Source organism: Streptomyces sp. NPDC025784 (genome assembly GCF_055558435.1).
This window is the reverse complement of record NZ_JBVHMN010000013.1, coordinates 168,207-180,734: the sequence shown is the minus strand read 5'-3', so window position 1 is coordinate 180,734 and position 12,528 is coordinate 168,207. Positions and strand designations below refer to the sequence as shown.

General features: G+C 70.5%; 14 protein-coding genes. 6 read left to right on the top strand and 8 right to left on the bottom strand.

Features of this window, described 5'->3' with window-relative positions:
- Positions 1-154: 154 nt before the first annotated feature.
- Complete coding sequence (locus ACZ4IF_RS27895; protein WP_467567597.1) at positions 155-538, bottom strand: hypothetical protein; 384 nt, start codon at positions 536-538, stop codon at positions 155-157.
- Positions 539-819: 281 nt separating this feature from the next.
- Between ACZ4IF_RS27895 and ACZ4IF_RS27890 the strand changes: the two genes are divergently transcribed.
- Positions 820-1,638, top strand: a complete 819-nt coding sequence (locus ACZ4IF_RS27890) for an SAM-dependent methyltransferase (RefSeq protein WP_028799769.1) — start codon at positions 820-822, stop codon at positions 1,636-1,638.
- A 97-nt stretch (positions 1,639-1,735) separates the two neighbouring features.
- On the opposite strand, the gene ACZ4IF_RS27885 is transcribed toward ACZ4IF_RS27890, so the two are convergent.
- Positions 1,736-2,656, bottom strand: a complete 921-nt coding sequence (locus ACZ4IF_RS27885; protein ID WP_467567595.1) for a helix-turn-helix domain-containing protein — start codon at positions 2,654-2,656, stop codon at positions 1,736-1,738.
- A 97-nt stretch (positions 2,657-2,753) separates the two neighbouring features.
- Complete coding sequence (locus ACZ4IF_RS27880; RefSeq protein ID WP_063611268.1) at positions 2,754-2,984, bottom strand: DUF397 domain-containing protein; 231 nt, start codon at positions 2,982-2,984, stop codon at positions 2,754-2,756.
- Between the two features lie 376 nt (positions 2,985-3,360).
- Here ACZ4IF_RS27880 and ACZ4IF_RS27875 point away from each other — a divergent pair, with 376 nt between their 5' ends.
- The 3 genes from ACZ4IF_RS27875 (at position 3,361) to ACZ4IF_RS27865 (ending at position 5,466) form a co-directional block, all read left to right on the top strand.
- A complete protein-coding gene (locus tag ACZ4IF_RS27875; protein ID WP_467567592.1) occupies positions 3,361-3,768 on the top strand; it encodes an ATP-binding protein in 408 nt (135 codons plus the stop codon).
- 62 nt (positions 3,769-3,830) lie between these two features.
- On the top strand, positions 3,831-4,304 hold the full coding sequence (locus ACZ4IF_RS27870) for a hypothetical protein (RefSeq protein ID WP_467567590.1): 474 nt from the start codon (positions 3,831-3,833) through the stop codon (positions 4,302-4,304).
- 484 nt (positions 4,305-4,788) lie between these two features.
- The gene (locus tag ACZ4IF_RS27865; RefSeq protein WP_467567588.1) at positions 4,789-5,466 is read left to right on the top strand and encodes an alpha/beta fold hydrolase; all 678 of its coding nucleotides are present in this window, start codon (positions 4,789-4,791) and stop codon (positions 5,464-5,466) included.
- A gap of 100 nt (positions 5,467-5,566) precedes the next feature.
- Here the strand turns inward: ACZ4IF_RS27865 and ACZ4IF_RS27860 are convergent, their stop codons facing one another.
- Positions 5,567-6,454: an oxygenase MpaB family protein gene (locus ACZ4IF_RS27860; protein ID WP_467567586.1), complete on the bottom strand. Its 888-nt coding sequence runs from the start codon at positions 6,452-6,454 to the stop codon at positions 5,567-5,569.
- A gap of 414 nt (positions 6,455-6,868) precedes the next feature.
- Between ACZ4IF_RS27860 and ACZ4IF_RS27855 the strand changes: the two genes are divergently transcribed.
- On the top strand, positions 6,869-7,126 hold the full coding sequence (locus ACZ4IF_RS27855) for a WhiB family transcriptional regulator (RefSeq protein ID WP_467567777.1): 258 nt from the start codon (positions 6,869-6,871) through the stop codon (positions 7,124-7,126).
- Positions 7,127-7,189: 63 nt separating this feature from the next.
- Here ACZ4IF_RS27855 and ACZ4IF_RS27850 read toward each other — a convergent pair whose 3' ends face one another.
- The 4 genes from ACZ4IF_RS27850 to ACZ4IF_RS27835 all read right to left on the bottom strand — a co-directional run bounded on the left by ACZ4IF_RS27850 (position 7,190) and on the right by ACZ4IF_RS27835 (position 11,226).
- Positions 7,190-7,507 carry a UBP-type zinc finger domain-containing protein gene (locus ACZ4IF_RS27850; protein WP_467567584.1) on the bottom strand — a complete coding sequence of 106 codons (318 nt, stop codon included), beginning with the start codon at positions 7,505-7,507 and terminating at the stop codon, positions 7,190-7,192.
- Between the two features lie 251 nt (positions 7,508-7,758).
- Positions 7,759-8,634 carry a geranyl diphosphate 2-C-methyltransferase gene (locus ACZ4IF_RS27845; RefSeq protein ID WP_467567582.1) on the bottom strand — a complete coding sequence of 292 codons (876 nt, stop codon included), beginning with the start codon at positions 8,632-8,634 and terminating at the stop codon, positions 7,759-7,761.
- Positions 8,635-8,708: 74 nt separating this feature from the next.
- Entirely contained in the window at positions 8,709-9,758 is a 1,050-nt protein-coding gene (locus ACZ4IF_RS27840; RefSeq protein WP_467567580.1) for a family 2 encapsulin nanocompartment cargo protein terpene cyclase, read from the bottom strand.
- 25 nt (positions 9,759-9,783) lie between these two features.
- Entirely contained in the window at positions 9,784-11,226 is a 1,443-nt protein-coding gene (locus tag ACZ4IF_RS27835) for a family 2B encapsulin nanocompartment shell protein (protein ID WP_467567578.1), read from the bottom strand.
- A 386-nt stretch (positions 11,227-11,612) separates the two neighbouring features.
- Between ACZ4IF_RS27835 and ACZ4IF_RS27830 the strand changes: the two genes are divergently transcribed.
- On the top strand, positions 11,613-12,449 hold the full coding sequence (locus ACZ4IF_RS27830) for a PP2C family protein-serine/threonine phosphatase (protein WP_467567576.1): 837 nt from the start codon (positions 11,613-11,615) through the stop codon (positions 12,447-12,449).
- Positions 12,450-12,528 lie beyond the last annotated feature (79 nt).

Here is a 12,528-nt window from a genome sequence, read left to right as displayed (position 1 = left end):
GGCCCGTGCCGGAACGATCCGGTCAGCCCGGACGCCTCCGGAGCTCATCGCCGCGTGGCCGGTCCGGGTCCGCGCACGGTGCGGCCACGCGTCCTTCCGACGGCGAGCGACGCGTGTTCCGGACGGTGGGCCGACGGGGCAGCCGGGAGCGGCGTCACGACTCCGTGGCGCCCTCGGGATCGTTCGTCCCCGAAGGCAGCCACCAGACGGCCGCCCAGCAGCACGCCCGCACCACGAAAGCTGCCGCCAGCGCCCACCACACGCTGTTCACGTGGACGTCGGACAGCCACGCGATCAGGTACCACACGAGTGTGTCCTGGAGCAGGCCGATGATCGCCAGCAGGGGCAGCAGAGGGCCTTGGCGCGGGTCCTTGGGGGTGGCCCAGATCGCGGTGCTGACGCCTGCGAAGACGACGTACGCGACGACGTAACCGAGCAGCGTGCTCTTGCCGGTCTCGTCGAGCGTGATGCCGGGAAGCGCGGCGGCGAGCGCCACTCCCGGAAGCAGGCCGACCTGTTGTCTTCGTATGTCCTTCATGATCGGGACTTTGGCAGACACCGCCCCGCTCGGGAAGGGGTGCCGACGATCAGCCGTGCACGGACCCCGTCCGCCGCCGCCCGCGCCCGGATGTGTGGGCCGTGAAAGGATTCGGGTCGCAAATCTCCTGATGCGCACGTGAATTGAACATGTGTCAGCAGGGAAGGTTCGAGGTGCCGTCAGGGGGACCTCTGGGCGAAGGGCTGGCACGATCAATTGCCCTTTCCCTAGGATGGTCTGCCTAGCCGGGCCACTTGAAGCTGCTTGGAGCAGGGGGAACGATGCAGGCTGGTAGGCAGTTGTCCACGAAGATCGATGCCACCGTGCCGACGGCCGCGCGCATGTACGACCACTATCTCGGCGGCAAGGACAACTACGCGGCCGACCGCGCGGCCTGCGCCGAGCTCGACAAGGTCGTGCCCAGCACGGGCGCACTCGCGCTGAACAACCGGCGCTTCCTCCAGCGGGTGGTCAGGACCCTGGCGGCCGAGCACGGCATCAGGCAGTTCCTCGACCACGGATCCGGTCTGCCGACCCAGGAGAACGTCCACCAGGTCGCACAGCGCGTCGATCCCGCATCGCGCGTGGTCTACGTGGACAACGACCCGATGGTGCTGGTGCACGGCCGGGCGCTGCTCGACCAGAACGACTGCACCGCGGTCATCCACGCGGACCTGCGGAACACGGACGAGATCTTCGCCCATGCCGACACCCAGCGCCTGATCGACTTCTCGGAGCCGGTGGCCGTGCTGTTCAACTCGGTCTTCCACTGCATCCCCGACAGCGAGACCGACGGCCCGCCCGCCGTGGTCCGCCGCGTGGCCGAACGCCTCGCGCCCGGCAGCTTCATGGTGATGTGCCAACTGGTCAGCGAGGACCCCAAGGTCAGGGAGTTCGTCACCGACTTCATGGCCCAGGTCACCCAGGGGCATTGGGGCAGGGTCCGCCAGGAGAAGGACGTCGCGGCGCTGTTCGACGGCCTCGAGATCCTGGAGCCGGGGCTGGTGGAGGTGTCCACGTGGCGACCCGACAACGAGGTGGCGCCCCGTCAGCTCACCCAGGAATGGGTGGAGTTCGGCGGAGTCGGCCGGCTTCCCTAGGGACTGGGCGTCATCGGGCGGGCCGCCCCTCGCCCGGTGCGCCGAAGCGACGCCTTCGGGTACACCCGCACCGCGGCGGGCGTACCCGTGACCGTGTTCAGGATGCGGCGTAGCGGTCCGCCGCCGTCTTCTTCAGAAGTGCCAACGACTCGCGCGGGGTGAGGGCCTCGTCTCCGAGCCGGTCCAGCGCCAGCCGGTACTCCTCGGTCTCGTCCCGGTCCTCCAGGAAGTTCGCGCTCCTGATGTGCTCCAGGTAGACGATGTCGGGCAGGTCGAGACCGCCGAAGCGCAGATAGGTGATGGGGATCGCGGGCGCAGAGGCGTTCGTCACGTCCAACGGCACGATCTGCAGCGTCACATGGGGTCGTTCGGCCATGTCCATCAGATACTCCAGCTGCTCGCGCATGACGTCACGGCTGCCGAGCACACGCAGCAGCACCGACTCGTCGATGACCGCCCACAGCTGCGGGGTGTCCGTGCGATGCAGGAGCTCACGCCTGCGCATGCGCATCTCGACCCGGCGCTCCACCTCGCTGGACGGTGCCGTCGGCAGCCCGCGCTCCACAACCGCCCTGGCGTAGGCGGCGGTCTGCAGCAGGCCGGGGACGTACTGGATCTCGAAGGTGCGGATGGCGGCCGCGGCCTCCTGGAGTCCGACCAACCGGTCGAACCACTCGGGCATCAGACGCTTGTCGTAGCGCTGCCACCACCCGGGCTCACCTGCGCGCCGGAGCAGTTGCAGAAGGATCGACGTCTCGTGCTCGCCGGTCCTGTACAGGTTCAGCAGGGCCTGGACGTCGCGCTCCGTGGGCGGGCGACGGCTTTTGCCGGACTCGATGCGCGACAGCTTCGCGGGACTGAACCCGATCTCACGGGCGGCCTGGTCCTGCGAGAGGCCCGAGTCCTCGCGGATGCCCGCGAGCTGCACGCCGACCAGCATCTTCAGCAGTGTCGGGGCGGGCTCGGTCCGCTTCAGATAGGGTTCGAGGCGGGAGATGCGAGGTGACTCGGCGGACATCCTGACTCCCAGTAGACCGGCAGACGACGGGGTTCATCATCGCATCCCGAGCCGCACTGCGGCACACCTCCGGAGAAGTGGGCCACGTGACTCCACTTCACACCAGGTGATCGAACTCCCCGTCCTTCGCGCCGGCCAGAAAAGCGGCCAGCTCGGACGGGGTGTACACGAGTGCCGGCCCGTCGGGGTCGCGTGAGTTGCGCAGCGCGATCCCGCCTCCGGCGAGGGAAGCCACCTCGACACAGTTGCCCTCCGCGTTGCTGTGCCGGCTCTTGACCCAGTCGACGGCCAGTGAACTGGCAGGCACACCGTTTCGCACTGATGGCACCGGACTCTCCTCGCTCACGTTCGATGACGGGCTCGACGCGGCCGCGCTCCGACGAGACCGAACGAGCGTGGCCTGTTTGAGTCGCCACTCGTGCAATTTCCCGTGAAATTGCACGCCGAGCGCTGTCGGAGTGGATAATAGCCGAGGAGTCAACGCCGCTGCAGCCGTGCGAGCCTGACGTTCCATCAGGGAGAATGCCGTGTCGTTACCTGCGCGCTCAGCACCACGCTCCGCCGCTCGGACCGCGTCGGGGGACGGTCCGAACGACGGGTCGCGACCGCTATCGCGGGGAGTGCATCCTGACGCCGCGGCCCCGTTGCGGCTCGCCGGTCACCGGCCGGCGAGCCGCTTCCCGGGGCCCGCGAGGATGCGTGTCATGGATGCACAGCAGGGCCTCGCCCAGGTACGGGACTTCACCCGCCGGACCCTGGCCGCATGGGAGGTGGGTGCCTGTGGCGACGAAGCCGTGCTCGTCGTCGACGAACTGGCCACCAACGCGCTGCTGCACGCGGCGTCCAAGGTCCCCGTCGAGCGCAGGGAGGTGTGGCTCAAGCTCTCGCTCCGGCGCGCTCACCTCGTCTGCGCGGTCACCGATCCGTACGACCGCCCCCCTGTGCACCTGCCCGCGGACGCCGCCCAGGACGACCACGGCAGAGGCCTCGGGATCGTCGACGCCCTGTCCGACCACTGGGGCTGGACACGATTCCCCGCGGGCAAGATCGTCTGGGCCATGCTGCGCACTCCCTGTCCATCCGACGGCACCGAGGCATGGGGCCCGGCATGAGTCCCGCCCCGGCGGCACGGCAGTCGAGCGCGCACCAGCAGCCCCCTTCTGGAGAAGCGGACATGGAGACACCCCTGAAGAGCCTGAATCACGTCCCGTGGCGCGAACTGCAGGACTCCACCGGGTCCGCCGCGGAGATCCCCGAATTGCTCGGTGCGATCACCTCGGAGGACGCGGACACCGCCATCGCCGCGCTCGCGCGTCTTCGCGACCGCATCTGCCAGTACGGCTTCGTCGTGGACCAGGCGACCGCCGCGACGGTGCCCTTCCTGTGGGAGCTCGCCCAGGACTCCGAGGTCGCCTGCCGTGTACAGATCCTCCAGCTGCTGAAGAACATCGCGGACGCCAGGCAATGGGAGAGCACCGCCGTCGCCTATCCCAAGCTGCTCAACCGCAGGGAGAACTACGTCGGTTGGGAACGCGAGGCCCGCCAGGCCGTCCGCGCCCACCGCGGTGACATCGGGGGTCTCCTCGCCGAGTCGGACGGAGAACTCGTCCAGGCCACGAAGGAACTGGCCGCCGCGCTGACGGACTGAAGGATCGACTCTGCACGCCGTCGATCCCGCACCGCAACGCGCTCGCGCCGCAATGCGCTCGCGCCGCAATGCGCTCGCGCCGCAATGCGCTCGCACCGCAACGCCCCTGCACCGCATCGATCCCGCACGACATCGCTTCCCTGCGGTTCGTGGATGCCGTACGGCATTGCCTTCCCGCATCCCATGCGTCCCCCACGGCATCGCCCCGGGTCCCCTCGGGACGGCTGATTTCGGACAACACTGGAAGGCGGCCCAAAGGCTGTCCCGCAAAGCGGGGGACTCCCCTTCAGCGCCCCAGGAGGCTCGCCCATCGATTCCGATGGGCTGCTCGGCCTTGTCCGAGCAACTGGGCCTGCTCGCTCTTGAGCTGTCTCAGGGCAGGAGCGAGCCCCGCCGACCAAACCGTCGGGAGCCCGGCCACGGATCACCGGTGAGAGACTGAAGATCCGAGCGAGGGTGAACGCATGGCAGACGGGGAGCACCGATGACGGCGCAGGAGAAGACATCCCTCTCCGGTGGGGCGGGCGGGCCCGCATCCGCGCTGGTGACGCACCACGCCCCCGCCGAGGTGCGTACCGCGGTCCTCTTCCTGCACGGAGGCACGGCCCACAGCCGGGCCCCCTCCAGACCCTGGCACCTGGCCGCGCTCCGGATGAGGCCCTTCATCCGGGCAGCGGCGGCAGCGGTACCCGACGACGTCTTCGTCGGCGAGGTGCGCTACCGCCTCAGGGGATGGAACGAACCCGACGCCGATCCCCTGCGGGACGCACGCAGAGCGTTGAGGGAACTCTCCCGTCTCACCGGGGAGGTGGCCGTCGTCCTCGTGGGCCACTCCATGGGCGGGCGCGCGGCCCTGAGAGCGGCCGCGGCCGCAGAAGTACGGGGTGTCCTGGCCCTGGCCCCGTGGTGCCCCGACGGCGAGCCGGTGGCCCACCTGCGCGGCAAGGACGTCGTCGTGCTCCACGGCGACCGGGACAAGGTCACCGATCCCGACGCCTCCGTCTCGTTCGTGCGCAGGGCCCGCGCGGCGGGCGCCCGGGCCGATGCCGTGGTGATGGCGGGTGGCGACCACGCCATGCTCCGGCCGCGCGGGGCATGGAACCGGGCCGCGGTCTCGGCGATCGCGGCGCTGGCCGCGTCCGGCGCCGCCTCGGCAGGCTGACCGGGCACCTCGCGCACCCGCCGGTCCGCGAACGCCGGCCGGTGCGGCAGCCCCGTCCGCTGAGCGCAACAGGCAAGGCGCAGCCGCAGGACGCCCGCCGTCAGGCGGCCGGCACCGCCGACGGGGGCCGCGACGGCGCCATCGCCCACCTGACCGCCGAGGTCACGGCGCAGCCCAGCGGCCGTACGCACAGGCTGTCCACCACCGGCAGCCTCGGCAGCCGCAGCTCGGCCGCGGCCCAGGAGGGCAGCAGCGACACGGCGTTGGCGGCCAGCACCCCGTACGGAAGGCGGACCGCCAGAGGTACCGGCGGGTCGAACAGCAGGAAACGCGCGGCTGCCCGCGCCTCCGGAGTGGCGCGCGTCTCCGCGCGGTAGACGGCCAGACGTGCCTGGAGCGCGGCCAGGCTCGACGGCGGATCGGGGACACCCAGTGCCGTGGCCACCCGCGCCATGTCCGCGACGTAGGCGTCGCACCCCGTCGAGGACAACGGCCGTACGCCGTACCGCTGGTGAGCGCGCAGGAAGCTGTAGGCCTCCGCCGCGTGCACCCAGCCGAGCAGATGCGGGTCCGCGGCGTGATACCGCATTCCCTCGCCGGTGACACCCCGGACCCTCTCGTGCACCGCCCTGACCCGGTCGCACGCCTCCTGGGCGCTGTCGGCCGTGCCGTACGTGGTGGTGGCGAGGAACGTACTCGTGCGCTGGAGCCTTCCCCAGGGGTCGCCGCGGTAGCCGGAATGGGCGTCGACAGCGGCCATGGCGAGGGGATGAAGCGACTGGAGCAGCAGGGCGGAGAGTCCGCCGATGAACATCGATGCGTCCCCGTGCACCCTGCGGATCGGACGGCCCGGGCCGAACCAGCGCGGGCCGGGAGTGCCGTGGATCCGGGCGCGGTTGCTGGGTCCCTCCGGGCCCGCCACGCGGGCGAAGAGGCTGTTCCCCAGCCGCTCCCGCAGGCCGGGCGGTTCCGTGCCGGTGCGTCTCATCGGTGCTGGGCCTCCCGGTCTCGTGGTGCCGGTGCGGCGCCCGGGTCTTCCGCTGCCGACAACGAAAGACCCGGGGGATACGGCACACCGTCCCGCCACGGGGCGAGGGCGACGTGTCGCCCGCCGTCTCTTCGGCGTCCCGGCGCCCTTCGGATGCAGCGCTCCCCGCATCGGGCGACGGAGGGCACCTCCTGTGGCAGCGGCATCCACCATGGCTCGAATCCCCGGAAACGCCTACATTGACAGTACCTCTGCCGGGTAGGGCGGCGCGGAGCGCGCCGCGGGGACCGGCTGCCCCCGAGCGAGCAGCCCGAGGAGCGGCGGAGGACGGGACGAGCCATGCAAGAAGCCCAGGAGATGCCGCATCGCGGGGCGACGGCGACCGGGAGCGGCCGGACGTACGGGATCCCCGCCGTGAACTGGCGCGAGTCGGCGGCCTGCCGTTCCGAGGACCCGGAGCTCTTCTTCCCCATCGGTGACGACGGGCTGTCGCTGCGCCAGATCGAACAGGCCCGCGCGGTCTGTCACGGCTGCCCGGTCGTCCGGGCCTGCGCGGACTGGGCACTGCGCCACGCCGAGTACGACGGAGTGTGGGGCGGGATGTCGGCGGAGGAACGCCGCAGCCTGCGCCGACATCGAACGGCCGGGAGCGCGCGAAGCCCCGACGCATGACACCGACGACGGGCTCGGGTAGTGGCCGGTGGAGCCGTCCGGTCCGCTCAGGGGCAGATCCGGTCAACCCTGTGCCGGGCGGAGGAACACCTCGTCCTCGTAGCACCAGGCCCAGGTCTCGCCCGGTTCCACGGACCGGGCGAGGGGATGTCCCGTCCGCTCGTGGTGCGCTGTGGCGTGCTGCCCGCGGGAACTGTCGCAGCAGCCTATGTGGCCGCAGGCCAGACACAGCCGAAGGTGCACCCAACGCATGCCCTTGGTGAGGCAGTCCTCGCAGCCGGCACCGGGGGAGACGGGGAGATCGGGCAGTTCCGCGGCCAGGTGCGCGCAGGTTCCGCCCTCCGGCCGTCCGCCGTCCCCGGCGACTGCCCACGTGACCATCGGACCTCCCCGGGTCGGCCTGCGTCCGGTCTCCACCTTGGCGCGTCGGCTCGGTGAACGCACGCGCGGGTCCGGGCACGGCGCGCCCTGCCACGTGGCACGGCGGACCCGCGCGTGCGCCCCTTCACCTGGCGCGGCTGTCCCGCGGAGGGCCCGCGGAGGGCCCTTCCGCGGGGCACGGCGGCCCCGGGGAGAGCTCGTCGCGGGCTCTCCCCGGGGCCGCGTCGGGGGACCGGGCGGCGCGGTCGGTGTCAGACCCGGTCCGCGGCGATCAGCAGGTACTGGAAGCTGCCGTTCCTGTACGCGTTGATGAACGTCTCCTCGATGCCCGTGACGAGCTCGTCGGCCTGGCTGCGCAACTCCCAGTAGGGGAGGGCGGCTTCGGTGAGGTCCTCGACGTGCACGGGCACCAGGCGGTTGGCTGCCAGGGCCCGGAAGTACGCCGACCGGGGGTGGATGTCGCAGATGTAGTGGGCGTTGATGAGGGAGACCTCGCGCGAGGCCTGCCCGTAGGTGTCGTTGTAGCAGCCGGTGATCACGACGTAGCGGCCGCCGCGTCGCAGCAGCCGGGCGTGTTCGGCGAACAGCAGGTCGAGCTCGACGTACATGGTCGACTCGTTGTTCCACGACGCGGCGAACTCCCCGGACACAAGGCCGGTGTCGAGCATGTTGGCATGGTGGTAGCGGACCTTGCCGTCGATGCCGCGCTTGCGGGCCTGCGCGTTGGCGAACTCGGCCTGCTTGGCGGAGATCGTGACGCCGTCCGTCCGGCACCCGTACCGCAGATGGGCCACGACGCTGCCGCCGCCACGCCCGCAGCCGGCGTCGAAGACCCGGTCGGTGGGGGCGAGGGGGCCGAGATGGGCGGCGAGGAGTTCGGCCTGGGCGTGCTCCAGGCGGTGCAGTTCGGCGGTGATCCGCTCGTGGCGCCGAACGGGGTCCCGTTCGTCGAGCACGGAGTCGTCGGCTGCGCCGATCCCGTAGTGGTGGTGGTACAGGTCGTCGATCTTGCCGAGTTCGAGGTTGACCGGGTTCTCCTCGGCGTTCCAGTAGTCGGCGACGCGGGACTGGTACGTGGACTGGGCCGGGACCGAGGCTGCCGGGGCGATGTGGGGGGCGGTGGTCAACAGTGACTCCTCGCGATGCTTCTGACGACAGGTCAAGGACGGTGCGGGTGACGGATTGCAGGGGTCGGGGGCGGTCACCAGTAGTTCGGCAGGTGGTAGCGGTGGGTGTTGGTCGCGTGCCATTCGTGGTTGCCGGACACCCAGGAGGCGAGACCCTCGGCGTAGCGCTCGACGAGGGGTGAGCCGGCGGACAGGGCGGCGGCCTCCTCCTCGAAGGCCGTCATGATCTCGTTGTGGATCTCGACGGACCTCAGATAGGCGGCCTTCAGCCCGCGGCGGTCGTTGGCGGCGACGACCTGCGGGAGATTGAGGTGCGTGGGATCGTTCGCCAGCTCCTTGGTGAAGGAGTACAGGTCGTTGACGATCGTGGTGGCGTTGCAGGCGAGCGCCGTGATCCGCTGGATCTCGGGCCGGGCGTAGACGGCCTCGGGCAGTTCGTAACCGTCCACGGCGTCGACGATGGAGAGGCAGGGGCGGAAGTTGTTGAACTGCCGCATCACCAGGTACTCCCACACCCGCGGCACGTACCGGGTCTCCGCCCAGGCGGCCTCGGCGAGATACCCGAGGTGCAGCCGGGCGATGTCGTGCAGGAAACGGTCGGTCTGACTGGGCGTGGCGAAGGCCGCGTACTCCTGGAGGGCCCAGTGGTACGAGCGCAGCGGCCCGTCGGCCTGCATCCCGTCCCTCCACTGCGCCTCCGTGTCGGGGGTGCCGTGGAAGGGGTCGATGGCGGACTGGGCCATGATCAGCCGGCCGCCGAGGCCCCGGGGTGATCCGCCCTTGTCCTCGCAGTAGCAGTCGTCGACGACGTTCTCGGCGAGCAGCAGCTTGCCGGCGGTGGTGAGGCGCTCCAGGTCGACCGCACCCGGGTGCTGGAGCACCACGGCCCGGCCGAACTGGAAGCCCGCGAAGTCCTCGAACCAGGCGTCCGGGAACAGCTCGAGTCCGCGGGCCCAGGCTTCCAGCCTGCGATCCACCTCCTCGACCTTCGCCGGATCGGCGGGCACCGCGGGTCTGTGGTGCAGACCGGGAACGGCTCCGCCGCGCCGGGCTCTGACAGAGCCCGACAGGTCGGGTGGCCCCGGGGGCGTGAACGGGGCGGCGGACAACGGCGGCGCGCTCATCGCGTACCCCTCCTCCTGGGCGAAGTCACTCGGCGGTCCGTCCGATCTGGACGTTCTCCAGGAGCCCCGCCGCGTCGGGCACGAGGATCGCCAGCGAGTAGTAGGCGGTGACGAGGTAGTTGATGATCGCGGCGGAGCTGATGCCCATGAACCGCACATTGAGTCCGGGCTGGAACTCCTCGGGGATGCCGGTCTGGTGGAGACCGATGACTCCCTGGTCCTCCTCCCCGGTGCGCAGAGCGAGGATGCTGGTCGTGTGCTGGGGGCTGATCGGGATCTTGCCGCAGGGAAAGATGGGGACGCCGCGCCAGGCGGGGACCTCGTGACCGTCGACAGTTGCGGTACCGGGCACCAGGCCGCGCCGGTTGCACTGCCGGAAGAAGGCCGCGATGGCCTTCGGATGGGCGAGGAAGAGCCGGGTCTTGCGGCGCATGGCCAGCAGGTCGTCGAGGTCGTCCGGGGTGGGCGGCCCGGAGAAGGTGCTGATCCGCTGGCCGTAGTCGGTGTTGTGCAGCAGCCCGAACTCACGGTTGTTGAGCAGCTCCCACTCCTGTCGCTCGCGGATCTCCTCGACGGTGAGCCGGAGTTGCTGCTCGGTCTGGTCCATCGGGTCGTTGTAGAGGTCGGCGACCCGGCTGTGGACCCGCAGCACCGTCTGAGTGAGCGACAACTCGTACTCGCGCGGCGTCAGTTCGTAGTCCACGAAACCGCCCGTCAGGGTCGGTTCGCCCGAGTGTCCGGCCTGCACCGGGACGTCGGCCTCGCCCTTGCGGTTCATCGGCAGCTGCTGCCGCTCCGCGTACTCCGCCAGGTGCGCCGCGAGGGACGGCGCCCGCTCGATGAACTCCCTGACGATGTCCCAGGGCAGCACCAGGACGGTGCCGGCCGTCTCGGCCCGGACCGAACTCAGCCACAGCGGGTCCGGCTGGCCGATGGCCTCGTCGCCCATCTGGTCGCCGTCGGTGACGACCCCGAGGACCTCCTCCTCGCCGTACTTGCCGGCGGTGTAGCGGGTGAACCTCCCGTGGGCGACCAGGTACGCCTCCGTGACCGGCTGTCCGGCCTCGAAGAGGACCTGCCCGGCCCGTACCCGTCGGGGCCGGAAGCGAGTGGCGATCTCGCCGAGGACAGCGTTGTCGGAGTAGCCGCGCAGGACCGGGAGTTCGGTCAGCGTCTCGGGAATGACCCTGATGTCGTCCCCGCCGTTCTGTTCGAACTGCACCCTGCCCCGGCCGATGCTGAGCTGAAGGCGCCGGTTGACCCGGTAGGCGCCGCCCTTGACGTCCACCCAGGGCAGCATCTTGAGCAGCCATCGTGAAGTGATGGCCTGCATCTGCGGTGCGGACTTGGTGGTCGTGGTGAGCCTGCGCGCCGCGTGGGTGCTCAGACTTGTCAGCTGCTCGTGGTCGTCGGTGTAGGGGACGGGTTCGTCGGTGGCGGGACCGGTGGCGCTGTCCGGTACGGACACATTCCCTCCTGGGAGGTGAACGAGGGTGAGCGAAGCGGTCGGCGATGCGCGAGGTCCGTCTGCGCACATCCCAGGCAAACAGCTGTGACGGGCTGTGCGGTACGGCGTACGAGGGGCGGTTTGCGCGTTCTGGTGGTGCAAACCCGCCGGATGAGGCAGGTGACACATGGGGCGGTGATCGCACGCCGTTCACACGCTCCGGGAACGTGTGTGCCGTGGGTGTTCGGGCGATCGCCTCACCGGTGACGGACAGGACCGTCTGGTGCCGGATCTGCGAGGGGTGTCCGTCGGCGGGCTCCGGCCGTCGCCTCGATACGGCGGCTATCATCCAATAGAACGAGTTTCACCCTTTTGTCAGTATTGATGTGTTCCTTCTGGAGTGGTCGATGGGCCGCAAGCGCCTGACGGGCGACGGCGACGAGCTGCTGGCCAGGCTCGGTTCCCTGACCACCCAGGTGCGCGAACGCGCGGAGTTCCAGCGCTCCCAGGTGGAACTGGCCATCGCCCTGCAGCGCGACATGCTGCCCGGCGACATGCCGACCGCCCCCGGGTTCCACCTGGCCGTCCAGTACGCGCCCGCCTGCTACGGCCTCAATGTGGGCGGGGACTGGTACGACGCCTTCAGGCTGCCGGACGGCTGCATCGGCCTGTCCATCGGCGATGTCCAGGGCCACAACATCGAGGCGGCGGCCTTCATGGGCCAGGTCCGGGTCGGTCTGCGGGCGCTGGCCTCCGTCACGGGCGATCCTGGAGAACTCCTCTCCCGGACGAACGAGCTCCTCCTGACCCTCGGCACGGACCTCTTCGCCACCTGCACCTTCGTGCGGCTCGACCCGGCCACCGGAGTGCTGGAGAGCGCCCGGGCCGGACACACCCCCTGCGTGTGGGCCACCGCGGACGGACGGTCCGGCATCGCCGAGGACGAATGCGGGCCACCGCTCGGCATCCTGGGCGGGACGGACTACCCGGTGACGTGTCAGCGGCTGAGCTCGGGCGGGGTCTTCGTGCTGCTCACCGACGGCGTCGTGGAGGGGCCTTCGATGAACATCGACGAAGGCCTCGACCAGGTGGTCCGCCTCGCGGGCGCCGCAGCCGTCGCCGGCATGGGGGCGGGGAAGCTCGCGGAAGCCGTGATCAAAGGGGCCGAGCGCGTCGGCCACGAGGACGACGCGGCCGTACTGGTGCTGGGGCACGACTCGCCGGGGGCGCACAGCCGGCCGTAGTCCGGACCGCATCCGGACCGCATGCGGGGCTCGTCCGCGGGCGAGCCCCGGTGCCGGGTCGGACCCGTGACTGATCCGG